This window comes from Streptomyces sp. V2I9 (genome assembly GCF_030817475.1).
Lineage (GTDB): Bacteria > Actinomycetota > Actinomycetes > Streptomycetales > Streptomycetaceae > Streptomyces.
In genome coordinates, this window is the sequence record NZ_JAUSZJ010000002.1 from 3,979,538 (window position 1) to 3,998,117 (window position 18,580).

Consider the following 18,580-nt stretch of genomic DNA (forward strand, 5'->3'; position numbering starts at 1 on the left):
TGAGGGGCCCGACCGCACCCGTCGGAGGCTCCCTAGGATGAAGGCATGACGGACGATCCCGACAGCCCGGCCCCCCGTTCCGCCGGCGCCAGGCGAGGGCGTCCCCCGTCGAACGCGCTCAGCCGGGAACGCATCCTGGACGCCGCCCTGGCGGTGCTGGAGCGGGAAGGACCGGAGGCGCTCACGCTGCGCAGGCTCGGCGCCGACCTCGGCTCCAACCACACGGCGGTGCTGCGCTACTTCTCCGGCAAGGACGACATCCTCCTCGGCCTGGCCGAGCGGCTGATCGCGGAGGCCGTCGACGGCTTCGGGCCCGGCCCGACCTGGCGGGCCACCCTGACCGACCTGGCCCGCAGGGTCCGCCGGGCCTGCCTGGCGCACCCCGCCCTGGCCGTCCTGGTCGCCTCGCGGGTCTCCCGGCGCGACGCGGAGTTCCGGGGCGCGGACCTGGTGATCGGCGCGCTGCTGGAGGCGGGCTTCGCACCGCGGGAGGCCGCCCGCTACTACCGCGCGCTGGTCGACGTCACCCTGGCGATGAGCTCCTTCGAGGCGGCCTCGGCGGTTCCGGACGGGGCGGACCGGGAAGGCGACCGGATGGCCTGGCAGCGCGAGTACCTCGCCGCCTCCCCCCGGCGCTTCCCGCACCTGGCCTCCGTGGCCCCGCATCTGGCGCACGCCGACGAGGACGACCAGTTCGAGTTCGTCATGGACCTGCTCCTGAACGCGGTGGAGGCCCGCGCCGGGGACGGGTCGTAGCGCTCGCCCCCGGGGGCGGGGCGACGTCCGTCCGGCTCGCACCCGACGGGTGGGAGGAGCGGGCCCCGACGGGTCCTGGCGGCACGGATGCGGAAGGAGTGCGGTCCGGCTGCCGAGGACGAGCACGCGTCCGCCGCCGAGCCGCGTGACATCGAGCGGTGGTTCGAGGAGCGAGGCATGGAGCCATGCGCTCCGGACACGCGGGAGGGGCCCGAGCGTTTCCCCCGTCCCGGGCCCCTCACACATTCCCCCGTACCGCGACCGCGACGGCTCCCCCTCGGCGTCGCCGCGGCCGCGTCCCCCCGTCCCCCCGTTCGGAGAGGTCTAGGCGGTCTCGCCCGTCGCGTGGTTGTCGAGCGGCTGGGCGGTGCCGCCGGTGGCGTGGTTGTCCAGCGGCTTCAGCACGCCACCCGTCGCGTGGTTGTCCTGCGTCGTGGCATCCCCGCCGGTGGCGTGGTTGTCGAGCGGCTTCACGACCGGCTTCTTCTGCGCATCGCTCATGGTGTTCTCCAGCTTCCTGAATGGCTGTGCTCGGATTCGACGAACCCGCCCGGCAACTCCCCCGTGGGCTGCCGAGCGGGTGTCGTTCGGCCGTTCAACCTACCCGTGCGGCCGAGGCCGTTCCGTCTGCCCCCCGATGCGACGGTACGGCTGGGACCACCATGTCGGGGCGCGATAAACGAATGATGAACGCTCCTCAGGAGCTCATCCGGGCAGGGTCGGCACCAGCAGCTTCCGAACACCTTCGATCTCCGCCGATCCGAGCGCTTCATAGATGTCCAGCGCTTCGCGCCAGCACACCTGGGCCCGGCCCGGCTGCCCGATCTCGTTCAGCGCCCGGCCCAGGACGGTGAGGACATTGCCGCGTCGCCACTCCCCGCCGATGCCGCGCAGGATGGCGAGAGCCTGTTCGGACTTCGTGGCCGCCTGCGCCGGCAGGCCCGCCGCCAGATCGACCTCCGCCAGGCGGAACGTCGCCATTCCCTCCCAGAGGCGCTGCCGGCTGTCCCGGAACACCGCCAGCGCGTCGTGGAGTTGGTCCGTCGCATCGGCAAGCCGCCCGCTCTGGGTGAGGGCGAGGCCCAGCGCGTAACGACCGTTCGCGCCGCGCAGCGCGTGGCCGAGTTCGTCGTAGATGTCGATGCCCTGCTGGGCGAGGGCCACCGCGCTCGCCGTGTTCCCCATGGCGAGGTGGATGCGGGAGAGGTTGCACAGGGCGCTCGCCTCACCGGGGCGGTTGCCGTCGGCCCGGAAGTTGGCGATCGCCTGCTCCAGGTAGCTCTCCCCCTCCGCATGCCGGTTCTGGTACAGCGCGATGATGCCGAGGTCGTTCGGGGCCCAGCAACTGGGCAGGGGGTCGTTCACGGCGCGGGCGAGCCGCGTGGCGCGCTGCGCGTCGCGCTCCGCCTGGTCGAACCGGCCCGCGACGAGGCGGGCGTTGGTGAGGGTGATCAGCGCCCGGCCCTCGGCCCGCGCATCGCCGGTGGCTTGCGCCAGATCGCGCATCATGATCGCCGCGGCCTCGTACTGCTTGGAGTTCGCGCCCGACTCCGCGAGGTCCTTGGTGGCCCAGAGCAGGTCGACCGCGCGGCGCACAGCTCCGGCCCCCGAGGTCTGACGTACGCAGGCGAGCAGGGAGTTGGCCTCCGCGTAGAGCCAGTCCTGTGCGCTGTGCCGGTCGGCGAACGTCAGCCCGCTGTACCGGGTGGGTTCGCGGTGGTCGGCCAGCCGGTCCCCCGGCCGCTCCAGCGCGTACACCCCCGCCGCCGTCGCCAGGTAGAAGTCCAGCAGCCGCGACAGTGCCGACTCCCGTGCCGCAGGCTCCTCGTCCCGCTCCGCGCACGCACGCGCGTAGAGGCGGACCAGGTCGTGGTAGCGGTAGCGGCCCGGAGCGGCCGACTCCACCAGGCTCGTGTCGACCAGCGCCTCCAGCAGGTCCTCCGCCGCGTGCGGGTCCCGGTCCAGCAGGGCCGCCGCCGCGGCGAGGGAGATGTCCGGGCCGTCCGCCAGGCCCAGCAGCCGGAAGGCGCGGGCCTGGGCCGGTTCCAGCTGGCCGTAGCCGAGTTCGAACGTGGCCTTCACCGCGAGGTCGCCCGCCTGCAACTCGTCCAGGCGGCGGCGCTCGTCGGCCAGCTTCGCGGCGAGGACCGAGACCGTCCAGGTGCGGCGGGCGGCCAGCCGGGAGGCGGCGATACGGATGGCCAGCGGCAGGAAGCCGCACGCGGCCACCACGTCCAGGGCCGCCTCGCGCTCCGCGCCCACCCGCTCCGCGCCGACGATCCGCGTGAACAGCTGGAGCGCCTCCTCGGGCGACATCACATCCAGGTCCACCAGGTGCGCCCCGGCCAGGTCCACCATCCGCACCCGGCTCGTCACCAGCGCGGCGCACCCCGGCGTGCCGGGCAGCAGGGGGCGGATCTGGGCGGCGTCGTGGGCGTTGTCCAGGAGGACCAGGACGCGACGGCCGTCCAGCGTCGAGCGGTACAGCGCGGCCCGTTCGTCCAGCGTGTCCGGGATCGCCGAGTCCGCCGTCCCGAGCGCCCGCAGGAACGAGCCGAGCACGGTCTCCGGTTCCGCCGCGCGCGCGCCCGCCCCCTGGAGGTCCACGTAGAGCTGCCCGTCCGGGAAGTGCGGGCGGGCCTGGTGGGCGACGTGGACCGCCAGCGTGGTCTTGCCGACGCCGCCGATCCCGGCCAGCGCGGAGACGGCCATCACCGAGCCCTCGGCGGTGGCCAGCCGGCCGCCCAGCTCCGACACGAACGCGGTCCGCCCGGTGAAGTCGGGCACCGTCGCCGGGAGTTGTGCGGGCCGCAGCGGCGCGGGCGCGGGCGCCGGCTCGTCCGCGGGGCGGGCCAGCTCCTCGTCGGCGCGCAGGATGCGCTGCTGGAGCTGGGCCAGTTCGGGGCGCGGGTCGACGCCCAGCTCCTCCGCGAGGAGCCGGCGGGTGTCCGCGTACACCGCGAGCGCCTCGGCCTGCCGGCCGCTGCGGTACAGCGCCACCATCAGCAACTCCCGCAGCCGTTCCCGCAACGGGTGCGCGGCGGTGAGCGCGGTCAGCTCGGAGACGGCCTCCGCGTGGCAGCCGACCTCCAGGTCCAGATCGAGCCGGGTCTCGGTGAGCTGGAGCCGCCACTCCTCCAGCCGGGTCCGCTGGTTGTCCGCGTACGGCCCCGGCACCGACGCCAGCGCCTCGCCGTCCCACAGCCCCAGCACCTTGTCGATCAGGGTGCGGGCCTGGCCGCGGTCGCCGCACGCGCGGGCCTTCTCCGCCTCGGCGGCCAGGTCCTGGGCCAGCGTCAGGTCGAGCGCGCCCCGGTCGGTGCGGATCGCGTAGCCGCCGGACTCGCTCACCAGGGTGTCCTGGCCCAGCGTCTTGCGCAGCCGGGAGGCGTACGTGCGGATCGTGGCCAGTGCCTGCGAGGGCGGGTCCTCGCCCCAGAACGCGGCGATCAGCTCGTTCGCGGTGGCCGTCCGGCCCTCGCGCAGCAGCAGGGCGGCCAGCAGGGCGCGCTGCTGGGGAGAGCCGGAGGGGAGCAACTCCGAGCCGCGCCAGGCCCGTACGGGCCCGAGCACGGTGAACCTGAGGGTGTCCGCGGTAGCCGGTTGCTCCGGAGCGCGCTGCTCCGGTATGCGCACGCGTGGCCCGTCGTCACGGTCCATTGATGCCCCCTGTCCTGCTCGCCTGCCGGTCCCGCTCGTCTGCGGACCCAGCCGGTGGTGCCCGCGGTCCGTGATGCCCGCCCGCGCGGGGAAGGGCGTCGACGCATCCGGACGGCGCGGTACCGCTGGTATCGCGCTCAACAGTCTGCCTTGTTCCGGGCGGACTCGTCAGCAGTGGGTGATGCTCTGCACAAGGCTTCGACAACGATCCGGGAACGACGTGCCGCGCCGTGCCCCGTGTTCCCGCGCGCGGGGGAACCGGGAGACCGCGCCCGTACGGGGAGGAGCCGGTGGCCCCTCCCCGTACGGGCGCCGCGTCAGGCCCTCGTCACCGGCTCCTGGAGCTCCGTCACCCACGCGCTCCGGTCCGGCGGGCACTCCAGGTTGACCTCGCGGGCGTAGCCCGTGGAGCGGTAGCCGTGGGTGTCGAGCCAGTGGGCCAGGGTCTGGGCGGCCGGCAGGACGTCGTCCATCGCGCCCCGGTGCACGATCGTCGCCGCTTCGAACGGTGGCAGCTCCACCACGCTCACCCCGGTGTCCCCGACCGGGCCCACCGGGGCCGAGACGGTCACTCCGGCGTGCACGGTGATCGCGCCCCCGCCCCCGGGGGCGTCCTCGTACCGGGCGATCCCGGGACCGGCGGGCCGCAGGCCCGCGCCCTCCAGGAGCGGGAGGAGCCGCTCGTACAGCGGGCCGATCACCGGCCCGATGTGGTGCGGCTCGTAACTGTCCGCCGTCCCGGTCAGTTCGGCCACCCGGACCGCCGGAACGGTCTTGATCACGACGTCGTCGGCAGGCATGCGCCCCTCGCTCTCGATCGACCGGAGCCTCGCCTCGACCCCGGCCAGCCGCGTCGCCGCGGCGGCCATCGCCTCCTCCAGCTCGGCCCGGCGCAGCCGCAGCATGCCGCGCAGCTCCTCCGGGCCCACCTGCTCGTCCAGGACCGCCGCCACCTGCCGGAGCGTGAAGCCGAGGTCCTTGAGCGCGATGATCCGGTTGAGCCGGGCGAGCTGGGCCGCGCCGTACAGGCGGTAGCCGGTGGCGGGGTCGGTGCGGTCCGGGTGCAGCAGCCCGACGGCGTCGTAGTGACGCAGCATCCGGGGCGACACCCGCCCGTACCTGGCGAAGTCTCCGATGGTGAACATGATGGCTCCCACTGCACGGCTTCACACGGGGTCAAGGTCAAGCGCCGCCGCGCCCCGGTTCGCTTCCCGCGCCCGACCGGGGGCGGACCCGGACACCGGGCCGTACACAGGCAGGAGCCCCGTTCCTCCGCCGGAGCGAAGGAGCGGGGCTCCTTGGGTACTGCTCTGTGCGACCGCGATCGGCCGACCCGGGCAACTAGGCCGGGGTGACGTTCTCAGCCTGCGGACCCTTGGGCCCCTGAGTGACGTCGAAGTTCACGACCTGGTTCTCCTCGAGGGAGCGGAACCCGGACGCGTTGATCGCGGAGTAGTGAACGAAGACATCCGGGCCGCCGCCGTCCTGGGCGATGAAGCCGAAGCCCTTTTCAGCGTTGAACCACTTGACGGTTCCGGTAGCCATAAGCCCTCCTTGGGCCAAAGGGTTGCCCTGCTCCAGAACCTGCAAACAAGTCTGAAAACTACAAAAGCCTGCGGGTTACATGCTCCGCAGGCTCTGTACTGCAAGGGAAACCAAACTGCAACTTGGCGGCGAGCCTAGCATGGGGTCTCCGCGGAGCGGTAGAGGGAAAGATCACTTCACCCGTAGGTTTGACGGCCCTGCCGGGCGTTCGGGGAGTGGCGTCCCGGAGCCCCTTCCGGGAGGGGTTCGGAGCGGGCGCGGCGGGGCGTCCCGGCCCGGCGCGGAGGGGGCGGGCGGACCGCTGTACGGGCCCGGGCGCGGGAGGGGCGCGCGGGGTCGGCGCGGAGGGGGCGGGCGGCCCCGGTGGTGCCTCCGGGCGGAGGCGGGTCTAGCCTCACGATGTGGACAATTCAACCGTCTCCCCCCGTGACGGCGACGAGCACCGTCGCAGCCGGCCCCGCGTCGGCCACATCCAGTTCCTGAACTGCCTCCCGCTCTACTGGGGCCTCGCGCGCACGGGAACCCTGCTCGACCTGGAGCTCTCCAAGGACACCCCGGAGCGGCTCAGCGAGCAGCTGGTCAGGGGAGACCTGGACATCGGCCCGGTCACCCTCGTGGAGTACCTGCGCAACGCCGACGACCTGGTGGCCTTCCCCGACATCGCGGTCGGCTGCGACGGGCCGGTCATGTCCTGCGTGATCGTCTCCCAGCTTCCGCTGGAGCGGCTGGACCGGGCGCGGGTGGCGCTCGGCTCGACCTCCCGCACCTCCGTGCGGCTGGCGCAGCTGCTGCTGGCCGAGCGGTACGGGGTCCGGCCCGACTACTACACCTGCCCGCCCGATCTGGGGCTGATGATGCAGGAGGCGGACGCCGCGGTGCTGATCGGCGATGCCGCGCTCCGCGCCAATCTGCACGACGCCCCCCGGCTCGGGCTCCAGGTCCACGACCTGGGCCAGATGTGGAAGGAGTGGACGGGGCTGCCGTTCGTCTTCGCCGTCTGGGCGGCCCGCAAGGACTACCTCGCCGCGCACCCGGAGCAGGCGGCCCAGGTCCACCAGGCGTTCCTGGCCTCGCGGGACCTCTCCCTGGAGGAGGTCGCCAAGGTCGCGGAGCAGGCCGCCCGCTGGGAGGCTTTCGACGCGGAGGTGCTGGAGGAGTACTTCACGACGCTCGACTTCCGCTTCGGCCCCGCCCAGCTCGCCGGCGTCCGCGAGTTCGCCCGCCGGACGGGCCGGGACACCGGCTACCCGGCCGACGTCCGGGTGGAGCTGCTCGGCGGCTGAGCCGCTCCGTGGGGGAATTCGCTTGCGCCTTCCACGAGGGCGCCCGGGAGGAGTACCGGAGGGGTGCCCGGGTAGAGGATCTTGGATAGGCATCCCACGACCGCGCTCAGGGAAAGCGTGCGCGAATCCCGCTCCGTTCACCGCTCCGGAATCCTTTCCGGGAGAGGGAATGGGGGCGGTGCACCAGCACATTCGCGCCTTTCCCTGTGGCGTAAAGATCCCGTCCTGACCGGAGAAGGGGGAATGGTCCGGCCGTTTCCCGGTGACCGCGCCGGTGACGCCCCCTAGGCTTCGGTCCGGGCCGGACCGCCCACAGGCTCTACCGTCCACGGGTTCACGGGCCCACCGTCCGCAGGGTTCACAGGGGGAGTCCAACGATGCAGCCGCTGGAAGCGGGCGAACCGCGCACCATCGGTGCCTACCGACTGCTCGGCAGGCTCGGCGCGGGCGGCATGGGCCGGGTGTATCTGGGGCGCAGCGCGGGCGGGCGCACGGTCGCGGTCAAGGTCGTCCACCCCCACTTCGCGCTCGACGAGCAGTTCCGCGCCCGGTTCCGGCGCGAGGTGGACTCCGCCCGGCGCATCGGGGCCCAGTGGACCGCCCCCGTCCTGGACGCGGACCCGGACGCGCCGGTGCCGTGGGTGGCGACCGGCTACGTGGCCGGGCCGCCGCTCTCCCAGGCGGTCACCGAGCACGGCCCGCTGCCCGAGCACGCGGTACGCGCCCTGGGCGCGGGTCTGGCCGAGGCGCTGGCCGCCGTGCACGGCCAGGGCATCGTCCACCGCGACGTGAAGCCGTCCAACGTGCTGCTCGCCCTCGACGGGCCCCGCCTCATCGACTTCGGCATCGCGCGGGCCCTCGGCGCGACCGTCTCGCTCACCTCCACCGGGGTGTCGGTCGGCTCGCCCGGTTACATGGCGCCCGAGCAGATCCGGGGTGTGGACGTCTCCGGCGCCGCCGACGTCTTCTCGCTGGGCGCGGTCCTCGCGTACGCGGCGACGGGCGAGGCCCCCTTCCCCGGTGACTCCTCCGCCGTCCTCCTCTACAAGGTGGTCCACGAGGAACCCGAGCTGGGCGATCTGGAGGGCGAACTGCGCGAGGTGGTCGCGGGCTGCCTGGCCAAGGACCCGGCGGCCCGCCCCGCCCCGGCCGACCTGGCACGGGCGCTCGCCCCGGACGGGGCGGCGGCGATGGTGGCGGGCGGCTGGCTGCCGGGCCCGCTGGTGAGCGAGGTCAGCCGGTCCGCGGTGGCGCTGCTGGATCTGGAGCCGCAGGACGGGCCGGTGCAGTCGGGGCCCGTGCCGTTCAGCAGCGCCTCGCTGGGCGCCGGGCCGGGAGCCGCCCTGCCGGGCCGGGCCGCAGGGGAGTTCGGACCGCCCGCCCCGGCCCCGCAGGACCCGGCGTACCGGACCCGGCGCCCCGACCAGGAAGCGTCGTACGGATCGCCGCGCCCCCGGGACGACGGGTACGGATCGCCGCGCTCCCGGGAAGCGCCGTACGGATCACCGCGCCCGCAGGAGGACGACGCGTACGGGACGCCCCGCCCGCAGGAGGCGCCGCAGGACGCGCCGTTCCGGGCGCCGCATCCGCAGGACGACGCGTACGGCACCCCGCATCCGCAGGACGACGGGTACGGGACGCCGCCCCCGCCCCCGCCCCCGACGCCTCCGCGCGCGAGGCCCGCCTCCACCTCGCCCCCGCCTCCCACGCATGCCGGTACCTACCGGCAGAGCAACGGCGACCGGGGGGCCGGCGCGGGCGGGCTGCCGGGGCAGCGCACCACCGACCCCCGCTTCTCGGTCACCGTCAGCGCCGAGGACGGGCCGGGCGCCGGGGAGCGCCGCGGCCGCCGGGTCAGCTGCACCGTCGCCCTGGCCGTGGCGGGCGCGCTCGCCGTCGTCACCCTCGGCACCGGTCTGCTCGACGGCTTCTTCCCGGACGGCGACGCCGACCGGGGCACGGACGCGGCGGCGAAGCCGTCCGCCTCCGACTCCCCGCCGGGTGCCGGGAAGCCGACGCCCACCGGGTCCGGCGACGCGAGCGAGGCCCCGGCCGGCGCGCTGCCGAAGGCGTACGTCGGCACCTGGAAGGGCCCGGTCACCGAGCGGACGACCGGACAGCCCCACGGCACGCTCACCGCCGTCTTCACCGAGGGGAAACGCGGTGAGCGGGTCGTCCGGATGAGCACGACGATCTCCCAGCTCGGCGTCAGCGTCACCTGCAACAGCGTCGGCACGCTCGTCTCCGGTACCGCGAAGGAGCTGAACATCCGCGAGGCCACCGACCCGGACCGCCCCAGCACCCCCGGCCTGTGCACCACCACCGAGGCCGACCTGGTCTTCCGCCTCACCGGCGACGGCGCCCTGGACTACCGCTCGAAGGAACGCGCCGCCGGTCTCCCGTACGGGAGGCTCACCCGGTCCGGCGACTGATCGCGCAGGGGGCTGGCGTACGCTGGATCGGTCCGTGGATCGTCGAAAATACCGCCGAAAGGTGACAGCCCGGTGACCGAGAAGGCCGACCTTCAGCCCGTCCTCGACCGAGCCGCCGAAGGCGGTCGGATCACCCCGGAGGAGGCGCTCGACCTCTACCGGTCCGCGCCGCTGCACGCCCTGGGCGCCGCCGCCGACGCCGTACGCCGCCGCCGCTACGCCGGTACGGAGCACATCGCGACGTACATCATCGAGCGCAACATCAACTACACCAACGTGTGCGTGACGGCCTGCAAGTTCTGCGCCTTCTACGCCCCGCCCAAGGACACCGCCAAGGGCTGGACCCGCGACCTCGACGACATCCTGCGCCGCTGTGCGGAGACCGTGGAGCTGGGCGGCACCCAGATCATGTTCCAGGGCGGCCACCACCCGGACTTCGGCGTGGAGTACTACGAGGAGCACTTCTCCGCGATCAAGAAGGCGTTCCCGCAGCTCGTCATCCACTCGCTGGGCGCCTCCGAGATCGAGCACATGGCCCGGATCTCCCAGGTCTCCGCCGAGGAGGCCATCCGCCGCATCCACGCCGCCGGGCTCGACTCCTTCGCGGGCGCGGGCGCCGAACTGCTGCCCGCCCGGCCGCGCACCGCCATCGCCCCGCTCAAGGAGTCCGGCGAGCGCTGGCTGGAGATCATGGAGATCGCCCACGGCCTCGGCGTCGAGTCGACCTCCACCATGCTGATGGGGACCGGCGAGACCAACGCCGAGCGCATCGAGCACCTGCGGATGATCCGGGACGTGCAGGACCGCACGGGCGGCTTCCGCGCCTTCATCCCGTACACCTACCAGCCGGAGAACAACAAGCTGAAGGGGCAGACGCAGGCCACCCTCTTCGAGTACCTGCGGATGATCGCCATCGCCCGGCTCTTCCTCGACAACGTCGCCCACATCCAGGGCTCCTGGCTGACCACCGGCAAGGAGGTCGGCCAGCTGTCGCTGCACTACGGCGCGGACGACCTCGGCTCGATCATGCTGGAGGAGAACGTCGTCTCCTCGGCCGGGGCCAGGCACCGCTCCAACCGGCTGGAGATCATCGACCTGATCCGCAAGGCGGACCGGGTCCCCGCCCAGCGCGCCACGACGTACGAGCACCTCGTCGTGCACGACGACCCGGCGATGGACCCGGTCGACGAGCGCGTCGTCTCGCACATCTCGTCCACCGCGATCGAGGGCGGCACGGCCCACCCGGAGCTCAAGCTCCTCAACGCCAACTGACGCCCCTGTGCTGACGATCCACGCCGCGCCCCTGGTCCTCCCGGTGGGCGCGGCGGCCGTCGTGGACGGGGCGGTGGCGGTGGACGGCGACCGGATCGCCGCCCTCGGCCCGTACGCGGAGGTCGCCGCCGCGCACCCGGCCGCCCGCGTCCGCCGCTGGCCCGGCCTCCTCACCCCCGGACTACGCCAGGACCGGGCCGCCGAACTCCTCACCCGCTGCTACCACCCGGACCCCCGCGAGGCCGACGAACTGGGTGAACTCCCACTGCGGGGTGAGGAGTTCGACCGGATCGCGGCGACCATGGACGCGACCCGGCGGGCCGGCAGCGTCCGGCGCGGCCTCCAGCGGATGCTGCGCCACGGCACCACGCACCTGGCGGGCCCCCTCGGCGCGGACGACGACCCTGCGCTCCGCACGGCCGTCGCCCGGTCGGGCCTGGTCCGGCTCCCGCCTCCTCCCGCGCCCGTACGGGAGGGGACCGGGGAGCCGCCGCCCGTGGGCGGCCGGGTGCCGGAGCTGGACCCCTTCGCGGCGGGTGGCGATCTGGCCCGTACCGCGCACGGTCCGCTGCGGGTGGGCGGCCGGGCCGACCTGGCCGTCTTCGACGTGCCCGACGAGGCGGCGCTGTACGGCGCAGGGCCCCGGCCCTGCGTGGCGACGGTGCTCGCGGGACGGCTGGTGCACCGCGCCCGCTGAGGCCGCCTCCGTCCGGTGAGGGCCGGCTGTGCACCGCGTCCGCCGGGGCCGCCTCCGTCCGGTGCGGGCCGGCTGGTGCACCGCGTCCGCCGGGGCCGCCTCCGTCCGGTGCGGGCCGGCTCACGGCACCTTCGGACCACCCAGGTAGCGTCCCTTCGCGTCGTACGGCCAGGCGTTGGCGACGCACCCCTTCAACCCGTCGATCTGCTGCATCATCGCGGGCGCGGGGCGCCCCTTCCCCGGACACGTCTCGTGGCCGCGCCCCAGCCAGTGCCCGACCTCGTGATTGACGATCAGCGCCCGGTACTCCGCGACGGGCCCGTCGAACTGCGGCGAACCGAGCTGCCAGCGCTTCAGGTTGACCATGACCTTCTCGCCGCCCCGGCAGTTGACCTCGCCGCGCGTCCTGAGGCCGTACGCGCCGCACATCCGGTCCGTGGTCGCCGGGGTGGCGATCCGGATCACCAGCCCGGCCGACCCGTCGGCGACCTGGCGGAACGAGCGCTCACCGTCGTGGCCCCAGCCGCGCGGATCGGCGAGGACGGCGGCGATCTCCTCGGCGGCCCGGTCGGGGTCCACGCCGATGCCGTTCTCCACCTCGACCCGGTACGCGCTGCCCTCGCCCTTCGGAGTGACGCCCGCACGGGCCACGGTGAACGTGCCGGGCCCCGAGGCGGGGATGTCCTCGGCGCCCGGACCGCCGCTGGGCGAGGAGGACGCGGACGGGGTCGGCGGGGGAGGGGGCGCGGGAGCGTCCTCCAGCGGCTCGGACGCGTTGTCCGGTCCGCCCGCCGGAGCCGTGGCGGCCGGAGCCGCGTCCGCCGGACCGCCCCCGTTCAGCCAGGGCCGGCCGAGGAGCAGCGCCGCGCCTGCCACCACCGCGAGCGCCAGCACGGCGAACGAGACCGCCCGCCGCCGGTTCCGCTGCCGCCGCCGCACCCGCGACCGCGCGGCCGACCGGGAGCGGGGGGCGGACGGAAAGCCGGTCCCGACGCCCTCCGGGGGCCGGGGCGGCGGCACCCGGAGCCGGAACGTTTCCTCGTCGCGGGCGGGCGCACCGGGCGCGGGCGGCAGGGTGCCGGTCGTGCGGCGACGCGTCACGCGGCGGCCCCGCTCCACGGCACCGGATTCTCGTCGGCGTACGCGATCAACTCCCGGAACCGCGGGCTCTGGACGACCCGGAGCAGGTCCCCGGCGGTGACGGGAGCGTCGCCCGCGCCGGCCGGTGCGGGCGAGACGGACAGCGACACCGTGCTGCGGCCGTACCGGTAGTGGATGGACACCTCCGTGCCCGTCCGGCCCTCGCCGGCGTGCCGGTGGACCCGCGCGGGCGTTCCGTCGTCCAGAACGATGTTCTCGCAGGTCAGCCCCTTCTCCGGGAGGTCGCGGCAGACGGGGGCCGCGCTTCCCGCCTCCGGGTGCACCGCCAGGTGGACGGCGCGGACGACGGAACCGCGCCGCGCCTGGTAGCCCGTCGGGTCGCCGCCGACCGGCAGGACGGTCCCCACCGACGCGGGCAGCAGGGCGTCCAGCGTCCCGGACGCCTGCTGCCGGAAGTCCTCCGGACGCCGGGCCTCTCGGGAGCCGCGAACGGGCGGGGCCGACAGGGAGGGTGTGGGCGGGCCGGGGGGTATGGGGGTGGCGGTGGGACTCGGCATGTCGGGGCGTGGCTCCGTACGTCGGGGGGACGGGGTGGGTGTGGGGGCGGGCAGGGAGAGAGACGGCACGACGGGTGATGCGGGTTCCCGGTCCGGGCCCGGCAACAGCCGGGGGCCGAGCACCGAGAGCCCGAGAGTCAGGCCGGTCACCGCGACGAAGGCGCCCGCGACCGTGTACGCCCGGCTTCGGGCACGCCGGCGGTAGCCCTCGCGTACGGCCTCGGGAACCAGATCGGACGGGAGGGACAACGGGTCGACGGTCCGGCGCAGGGAGTCCCGGAACAGCTCCTCGTCGGACGTGCTCACGGCGTGGGCGTCCGCGCCGGGCGTGCGGGGCGGCAGGTGCTCGTGCGGTTCAGGGGTCATGACCGGCCCTCAGCTTCCGGTGGAGTAGAGCTGGATATCGCCCATCCGGGCGCGGAGGCGGACGAGTGAACGCGAGCACTGGCTCTTGACCGTCGACTCGCTGCACCGCAGCAGCGAGGCCACGGTCTCCACGCTCAGGTCGTCCCAGTAGCGCAGGACGACCATCGCCCGTGCGCGCGGCGGCAGTTCGGCGAGCAGGGCGAGCAGGGTGATCCGGAGGTCGGCGCCCGGCGCGGGGTTGGGCTGCGACCGGGGCACGGTGCGGTTGTGGGCGAGCAGATCCCGTACGGAGCGGCGGCGTTCGGCGACGAAGGTGCGGACGAGCACGGTTTTGGCGTAGGCGTCGAGATGGTCGGCCCGGCTCGCCCTGCGCCAGTGCTGGAACAGCTTGGCGAGCGTCGTCTGTGTCAGGTCCTGTGCGCCCTCGACGTCTCCGCACAGCAGGTAGGCCGTCCGGTACAGGCGGCGTTGCGCGGTCCGGGCGTACGCCTCGAACGCGGCACGCTCGCCGTCCGCCATGGCGGGTTCAGCCCCGGCCGCCATGCGCCCTCCCCTCTCGTCGTGCTGCTTCCCTGCCCCCGGCGACCACCCCCGGCGACCAACTCCCGGCGACCGCCCCCGGCCGGGGTCCCACTCCTTACAGAGCAACCGTGTGCCGAAAAGGTTGAAGAGCGGTGAAGATCAGTTCGAGGAGGCGCCGGCGGGGCCCATGCCCCCGCGCCCACCCGCGTCGGCCCGGCCTACGCCACCCCGTCCCCGTCCCGGGCGACACCGCGTCCGCGTCGGCGGCCCGGACGAGTACGTCGGCCGGTCCCGCACCGCCGGGTCGCGGAGACCGTCGCCCTCGCGGGCGACCGCCCTCATCGATCCCGGCGGCCCGGCTGCTTGAATGGATGGGTGACCCGAGCCTCCCTGGAAAAGCAGCCGCACGAAGTCGCCTCGATGTTCGACGGTGTGGCGGCCAACTACGACCTGACCAACGACGTGATCTCGCTCGGCCAGGCCCGGCTGTGGCGCAAGGCGGTCGCGACGGCGGTCGACGCCCGCCCCGCCCAGAAGATCCTCGACCTGGCGGCGGGCACCGCCACCTCCTCCCAGCCCTTCGTGAAGGCGGGCGCCTACGTCGTGCCGTGCGACTTCTCGCTCGGCATGCTCAAGGTCGGCAAGGAGCGCCACCCGTGGATGCCGTTCACGGCGGGTGACGGCATGAAGCTGCCATTCAAGGACGAGACGTTCGACACCGTCACGATCTCCTTCGGGCTGCGCAACATCCAGGACACCGAGGTCGCGCTGCGCGAGCTGTACCGGGTGACGAAGCCGGGCGGACGGGTCGTGATCTGCGAGTTCTCCCAGCCGACCTGGACCCCGTTCCGCACGGTCTACACGGAGTACCTGATGAGGGCGATCCCGCCGGCCGCCCGCGCGGTCTCCTCCAACCCGGACGCGTACGTCTACCTCGCCGAATCCATCCGCGACTGGCCCGACCAGCCCGCCCTCGCCGCACTGCTCCAGAAGGCGGGCTGGTCGAACGTCGCCTGGCGCAACCTGACCGGCGGCGTGGTGGCCCTGCACCGGGCCACCCGCGCCTGAGTCACCTCCGGGGTCTCACAGCTCCAGGCGGAAGCAGACGGCCACCTGGCCGCGCGGGGTGTCGTACGACTCGGCGCGCCGCATCCCGAGCCGCTCCGCGACCGCCATCGACCGGGCGTTCTCCGCGTGGATCATTGCGACGACCTCGCCCACCCCCGCCGTCCGTACCCGCTCCAGCGTGGTGCGGGCGGCGGCGGAGGCGTACCCGCGTCCCCACGCCGCGCGCCCCAGCCGCCAGCCGATCTCGGTCGCGCCGACCGGCCCGTAGTGCGTGTGCGGCCACGGCTGCGCCCCGGTGAAGCCGAGGACCGCGTCGTTCTCGTCGGTGAGCGTCCACAGGCAGTAGCCCAGCTCCGCGTCGTGCCGCCGCTGGCGCGCGGTCAGCTCCTCGTACACGCAGAGGTCGGCCCGGCGGCCCCCGAAGAACTCCATCACCTCGGGGTCGTCGAACACCTGGTACCAGCTCAGGGCGTCTTCGTCGGTCGGAACACGGAGGCGTACGGCGGGGGCCGAGGCGTGGGGCGTGGCAGGCGCGATCGACATGTGGGAGCCCTTCGGAGGGTTGGTCTGCAGGCCCCCATAGACTGCACGGGACATGTGCCGCGCGGCACGCGAATTCGAGTCTTCGGGAGATCCGACCGTGACCGAGCCCCTCTCCGAGAACAGCGCGGACGTGATCGTCGTCGGAGCGGGCCCAGCCGGCTCCACGACCGCCTACTACCTCGCCAAGGCCGGACTCGACGTCCTGCTCCTGGAGAAGACCGCGTTCCCCCGCGAGAAGGTCTGCGGCGACGGGCTCACGCCCCGTGCCACGAAGCAGCTCGTCTCGATGGGGATCGACATCTCCGAGGAGGCGGGCTGGCTGCGCAACAAGGGCCTGCGCATCATCGGCGGCGGCGTCCGGCTCCAGCTCGACTGGCCGGAACTCGCCTCCTACCCGGACTACGGTCTGGTCCGCAAGCGCGACGACTTCGACGAGCAGCTCGCCCGGCAGGCGCAGAAGGCGGGTGCCCGGCTGTACGAGCGCTGCAACGTGGGCGCGCCCATCCGCGACGAGCGCACCGGCCGCATCACCGGCGTGGAGGCGAAGATCGGCGAGGAGAAGACCCCGGTCACCTTCCACGCCCCGCTCGTCGTCGCCGCCGACGGCAACTCCACCCGGCTCTCCCTGGCGATGGGCCTGCACCGCCGCGAGGACCGCCCGATGGGCGTCGCCGTGCGGACGTACTTCACCTCGCCCCGCCACGACGACGACTACCTGGAGTCCTGGCTGGAGCTGTGGGACCGGCGCGGCGCCGAGGACCGGCTGCTGCCCGGCTACGGCTGGATCTTCGGCATGGGCGACGGCACCTCCAACGTGGGCCTCGGCATCCTCAACTCCTCCTCCGCCTTCAAGGAGCTGGACTGGCGCGAGGTCCTCAAGGCGTGGTGCGCCTCGATGCCGGAGGACTGGGGCTACACCCCGGAGAACATGACGATGCCGATCCGGGGCGCGGCGCTCCCGATGGCCTTCAACCGCCAGCCGCACTACACCAAGGGCCTGCTGCTCGTCGGTGACGCGGGCGGCATGGTCAACCCGTTCAACGGCGAGGGCATCGCGTACGCCATGGAGTCCGGCCAGATCGCGGCCGACGTCATCGTCCAGGCGCACGCCCGCGCCACCCCCGCCCAGCGCGAACTGGCCCTGAACAACTACCCGAAGGTGCTCAAGGAGACCTACGGCGGCTACTACACGATGGGCCGCGCCTTCGTGAAGCTGATCGGCAACCCGAAGGTCATGAAGGTCGCCACCCAGCGCGGCCTGACCCACCCGCTGCTGATGAAGTTCACGCTGAAGATGCTGGCCAACCTGACCGACCCGCAGGGCGGCGACGCGATGGACCGCATCATCAACGGCCTGTCGAAGGTCGCTCCGAAGGCGTGACCCCGGCCGGGGCCGGTGCCGACGAGGTCGGGACCGGCCCCGGTGCGCGGCGTCCCGGCCCCGGTGCGGTCGGGCGGCTCCGTTCCGCCCACCGCACTGCCGGCCCCATCGCCAGCCCCGCCGCGAGGAACAGCGCTCCGAGCAGCAGCCAGCCGGGGACGCCCCAGGACACGATCAGCGCCGTCAGCAGCAGCGGCCCGAGCATGCGCGCCACCGGGACCCCCGCCCCGAACAGGCCCTGGTACTGCCCCTGCCGCCCCGCCGGGGCCAGGTCGAAGCTGATCTGCCATGCCCCCGCCGACTGCCGCATCTCGCCCCACACCTGGAGCCCGGCGGCGAGGAGCAGCACGGCGAACAGCACCCACAGGGGCGCGGTGAGCGCGGTGAGGGCGAAGGCCGCACAGGAGGCCAGCAGCAGCACCCCGCCGCTGCGTACGGTCCGGACGGCGCTCGGCAGATCGCGGACGACGGAGGCCGTACGGACCTGGAAGAGCATCACGGCCCCCGTGTTGAGCACCAGGAGCGCCGAGACGGCCCAGCCCGGAGCGGCGGTGCGCTCGGCGATCCAGAGCGGGACGGCGAGGCTGATCAGCGGCATCCGCAGCAGCATGACCATGTTGAGGAGGGCGACCAGCGCGTACGGCCGGTCCCGCAGCACGGTCGGACGCAGCGCGGTCGGGTCCGCGCCCCGCCGGGGCGCGGTCGCCGGGCTCCGGGGCGGCTCCGGCAGCCGGGCGAGCAGCAGGGCGCACCCCGCGAACGCGGCGGCGTCCAGCGCCAGCGCGGTGAGATACGCACCGGCCGTCCCGAGGTGCAGGGCCACCCCGCCGACGGCGGCCCCCAGCGCCAGGCCCGCGTTGAGCGCCGACTGGAGATGGGCGAGCACACCGGTCCGGGCGTCCCGGTCCACCAGTCCGGCCAGCAGCGACTGCCGGGCGGCGGCGAGCCCGCACTGCGCGGTGGCGTAGGCGCAGGCCACCAGGAGGAACGCCGGGAACGACCGGACGACGAGGAAGGCGGCGACGCCGAGCGCCGTGGCGGCGGCCAGCACGACGGCCGTCCGGCGCGGGCCGACGCGGTCGGCGAGCTGCCCGAGCGGCACCCCCGCGATCGCTCCGACGCCCCAGGCGACCGTCAGCCCGAGCCCGATGCGGGGGGCCGGGAGACCGACCACCTGCGAGAAGTACAGCGCGGAGCAGACGTAATAGGCCCCGTCTCCGCACGAGTTGACCAGCTGCGCGACCGCCAGGCCGCGCGCCGGCCCGGCGGCGGGAAACCATCGTGCGTGCATGACGTACCGACCCCGTCCCGGCGGGTGGCATGGGCAGCCACCTGCGCGGGATCGAACCTAGGGGAGCGAGTGGCCTCGGCGGTGGGCCACTTGGAGGTCGAATGGC

General features: G+C 74.0%; 16 protein-coding genes. 7 read left to right on the plus strand and 9 right to left on the minus strand.

The annotated features are described in order from the left end of the window. Positions 1 to 45 precede the first annotated feature (45 nt). Complete coding sequence (locus tag QFZ71_RS17625; RefSeq protein WP_307669167.1) at positions 46 to 756, plus strand: TetR/AcrR family transcriptional regulator; 711 nt, start codon at positions 46 to 48, stop codon at positions 754 to 756. A gap of 324 nt (positions 757 to 1,080) precedes the next feature. Here the strand turns inward: QFZ71_RS17625 and QFZ71_RS17630 are convergent, their stop codons facing one another. From QFZ71_RS17630 to QFZ71_RS17645, 4 genes are all read right to left on the minus strand, one after another. Next, the gene (locus QFZ71_RS17630) at positions 1,081 to 1,257 is read right to left on the minus strand and encodes a hypothetical protein (protein ID WP_307669168.1); all 177 of its coding nucleotides are present in this window, start codon (positions 1,255 to 1,257) and stop codon (positions 1,081 to 1,083) included. Positions 1,258 to 1,461: 204 nt separating this feature from the next. After that, positions 1,462 to 4,416 (minus strand): BTAD domain-containing putative transcriptional regulator, encoded by a 2,955-nt coding sequence (locus QFZ71_RS17635; RefSeq protein ID WP_307669169.1) that lies wholly within the window; start codon positions 4,414 to 4,416, stop codon positions 1,462 to 1,464. A 317-nt stretch (positions 4,417 to 4,733) separates the two neighbouring features. Beyond that, the gene (locus QFZ71_RS17640; protein ID WP_307669170.1) at positions 4,734 to 5,561 is read right to left on the minus strand and encodes a MerR family transcriptional regulator; all 828 of its coding nucleotides are present in this window, start codon (positions 5,559 to 5,561) and stop codon (positions 4,734 to 4,736) included. Positions 5,562 to 5,757: 196 nt separating this feature from the next. Continuing rightward, on the minus strand, positions 5,758 to 5,961 hold the full coding sequence (locus tag QFZ71_RS17645; RefSeq protein WP_003967102.1) for a cold-shock protein: 204 nt from the start codon (positions 5,959 to 5,961) through the stop codon (positions 5,758 to 5,760). 401 nt (positions 5,962 to 6,362) lie between these two features. On the opposite strand from QFZ71_RS17645, the gene QFZ71_RS17650 reads away from it, so the two are divergent. The 4 genes from QFZ71_RS17650 to QFZ71_RS17665 all read left to right on the plus strand — a co-directional run bounded on the left by QFZ71_RS17650 (position 6,363) and on the right by QFZ71_RS17665 (position 11,645). After that, a complete protein-coding gene (locus QFZ71_RS17650; RefSeq protein ID WP_307669171.1) occupies positions 6,363 to 7,244 on the plus strand; it encodes a menaquinone biosynthetic enzyme MqnA/MqnD family protein in 882 nt (293 codons plus the stop codon). A 377-nt stretch (positions 7,245 to 7,621) separates the two neighbouring features. Continuing rightward, positions 7,622 to 9,676 (plus strand): serine/threonine-protein kinase, encoded by a 2,055-nt coding sequence (locus tag QFZ71_RS17655; RefSeq protein ID WP_307669172.1) that lies wholly within the window; start codon positions 7,622 to 7,624, stop codon positions 9,674 to 9,676. Between the two features lie 72 nt (positions 9,677 to 9,748). Further along, positions 9,749 to 10,948, plus strand: a complete 1,200-nt coding sequence (gene mqnC, locus QFZ71_RS17660; RefSeq protein ID WP_307669173.1) for a cyclic dehypoxanthinyl futalosine synthase — start codon at positions 9,749 to 9,751, stop codon at positions 10,946 to 10,948. A 7-nt stretch (positions 10,949 to 10,955) separates the two neighbouring features. Next, positions 10,956 to 11,645, plus strand: a complete 690-nt coding sequence (locus QFZ71_RS17665) for a hypothetical protein (protein WP_307669174.1) — start codon at positions 10,956 to 10,958, stop codon at positions 11,643 to 11,645. 120 nt (positions 11,646 to 11,765) lie between these two features. Here QFZ71_RS17665 and QFZ71_RS17670 read toward each other — a convergent pair whose 3' ends face one another. Genes QFZ71_RS17670 through QFZ71_RS17680 form a run of 3 tightly spaced genes read right to left on the minus strand, consistent with a single transcriptional unit; the run spans position 11,766 to position 14,188 of the window. After that, entirely contained in the window at positions 11,766 to 12,746 is a 981-nt protein-coding gene (locus QFZ71_RS17670) for a DUF3152 domain-containing protein (RefSeq protein ID WP_307669175.1), read from the minus strand. After that, positions 12,743 to 13,669, minus strand: coding sequence for a hypothetical protein (locus tag QFZ71_RS17675; RefSeq protein WP_307669176.1), 927 nt, complete (start codon positions 13,667 to 13,669; stop codon positions 12,743 to 12,745). The genes QFZ71_RS17670 and QFZ71_RS17675 overlap by 4 nt, the downstream gene beginning before the upstream one ends. A 9-nt stretch (positions 13,670 to 13,678) precedes the next feature. Then, positions 13,679 to 14,188, minus strand: coding sequence for a SigE family RNA polymerase sigma factor (locus QFZ71_RS17680; RefSeq protein WP_307671497.1), 510 nt, complete (start codon positions 14,186 to 14,188; stop codon positions 13,679 to 13,681). Between the two features lie 378 nt (positions 14,189 to 14,566). On the opposite strand from QFZ71_RS17680, the gene QFZ71_RS17685 reads away from it, so the two are divergent. Then, positions 14,567 to 15,259, plus strand: a complete 693-nt coding sequence (locus tag QFZ71_RS17685) for a demethylmenaquinone methyltransferase (RefSeq protein ID WP_307669177.1) — start codon at positions 14,567 to 14,569, stop codon at positions 15,257 to 15,259. Between the two features lie 15 nt (positions 15,260 to 15,274). Here the strand turns inward: QFZ71_RS17685 and QFZ71_RS17690 are convergent, their stop codons facing one another. Then, complete coding sequence (locus QFZ71_RS17690; RefSeq protein WP_307669178.1) at positions 15,275 to 15,802, minus strand: GNAT family N-acetyltransferase; 528 nt, start codon at positions 15,800 to 15,802, stop codon at positions 15,275 to 15,277. Positions 15,803 to 15,899: 97 nt separating this feature from the next. Between QFZ71_RS17690 and QFZ71_RS17695 the strand changes: the two genes are divergently transcribed. Beyond that, complete coding sequence (locus QFZ71_RS17695) at positions 15,900 to 17,183, plus strand: geranylgeranyl reductase family protein (RefSeq protein WP_307669179.1); 1,284 nt, start codon at positions 15,900 to 15,902, stop codon at positions 17,181 to 17,183. On the opposite strand, the gene QFZ71_RS17700 is transcribed toward QFZ71_RS17695, so the two are convergent. Further along, on the minus strand, positions 17,149 to 18,474 hold the full coding sequence (locus QFZ71_RS17700) for an MFS transporter (RefSeq protein WP_307669180.1): 1,326 nt from the start codon (positions 18,472 to 18,474) through the stop codon (positions 17,149 to 17,151). The two genes, QFZ71_RS17695 and QFZ71_RS17700, sit on opposite strands and share 35 nt — an antisense overlap. Positions 18,475 to 18,580 lie beyond the last annotated feature (106 nt).

Coding starts and splice junctions, on each gene's coding strand:
- QFZ71_RS17635 (WP_307669169.1), bottom strand. CDS start 4,416: ATGGACCGTGACGACGGGCCACGCGTGCGCATACCGGAGCAGCGCGCT.
- QFZ71_RS17645 (WP_003967102.1), bottom strand. CDS start 5,961: ATGGCTACCGGAACCGTCAAGTGGTTCAACGCTGAAAAGGGCTTCGGC.
- QFZ71_RS17680 (WP_307671497.1), bottom strand. CDS start 14,188: ATGGCGGACGGCGAGCGTGCCGCGTTCGAGGCGTACGCCCGGACCGCG.
- QFZ71_RS17655 (WP_307669172.1), top strand. CDS start 7,622: ATGCAGCCGCTGGAAGCGGGCGAACCGCGCACCATCGGTGCCTACCGA.
- QFZ71_RS17640 (WP_307669170.1), bottom strand. CDS start 5,561: ATGTTCACCATCGGAGACTTCGCCAGGTACGGGCGGGTGTCGCCCCGG.
- QFZ71_RS17625 (WP_307669167.1), top strand. CDS start 46: ATGACGGACGATCCCGACAGCCCGGCCCCCCGTTCCGCCGGCGCCAGG.
- QFZ71_RS17675 (WP_307669176.1), bottom strand. CDS start 13,669: ATGACCCCTGAACCGCACGAGCACCTGCCGCCCCGCACGCCCGGCGCG.
- QFZ71_RS17700 (WP_307669180.1), bottom strand. CDS start 18,474: ATGCACGCACGATGGTTTCCCGCCGCCGGGCCGGCGCGCGGCCTGGCG.
- QFZ71_RS17690 (WP_307669178.1), bottom strand. CDS start 15,802: ATGTCGATCGCGCCTGCCACGCCCCACGCCTCGGCCCCCGCCGTACGC.
- QFZ71_RS17630 (WP_307669168.1), bottom strand. CDS start 1,257: ATGAGCGATGCGCAGAAGAAGCCGGTCGTGAAGCCGCTCGACAACCAC.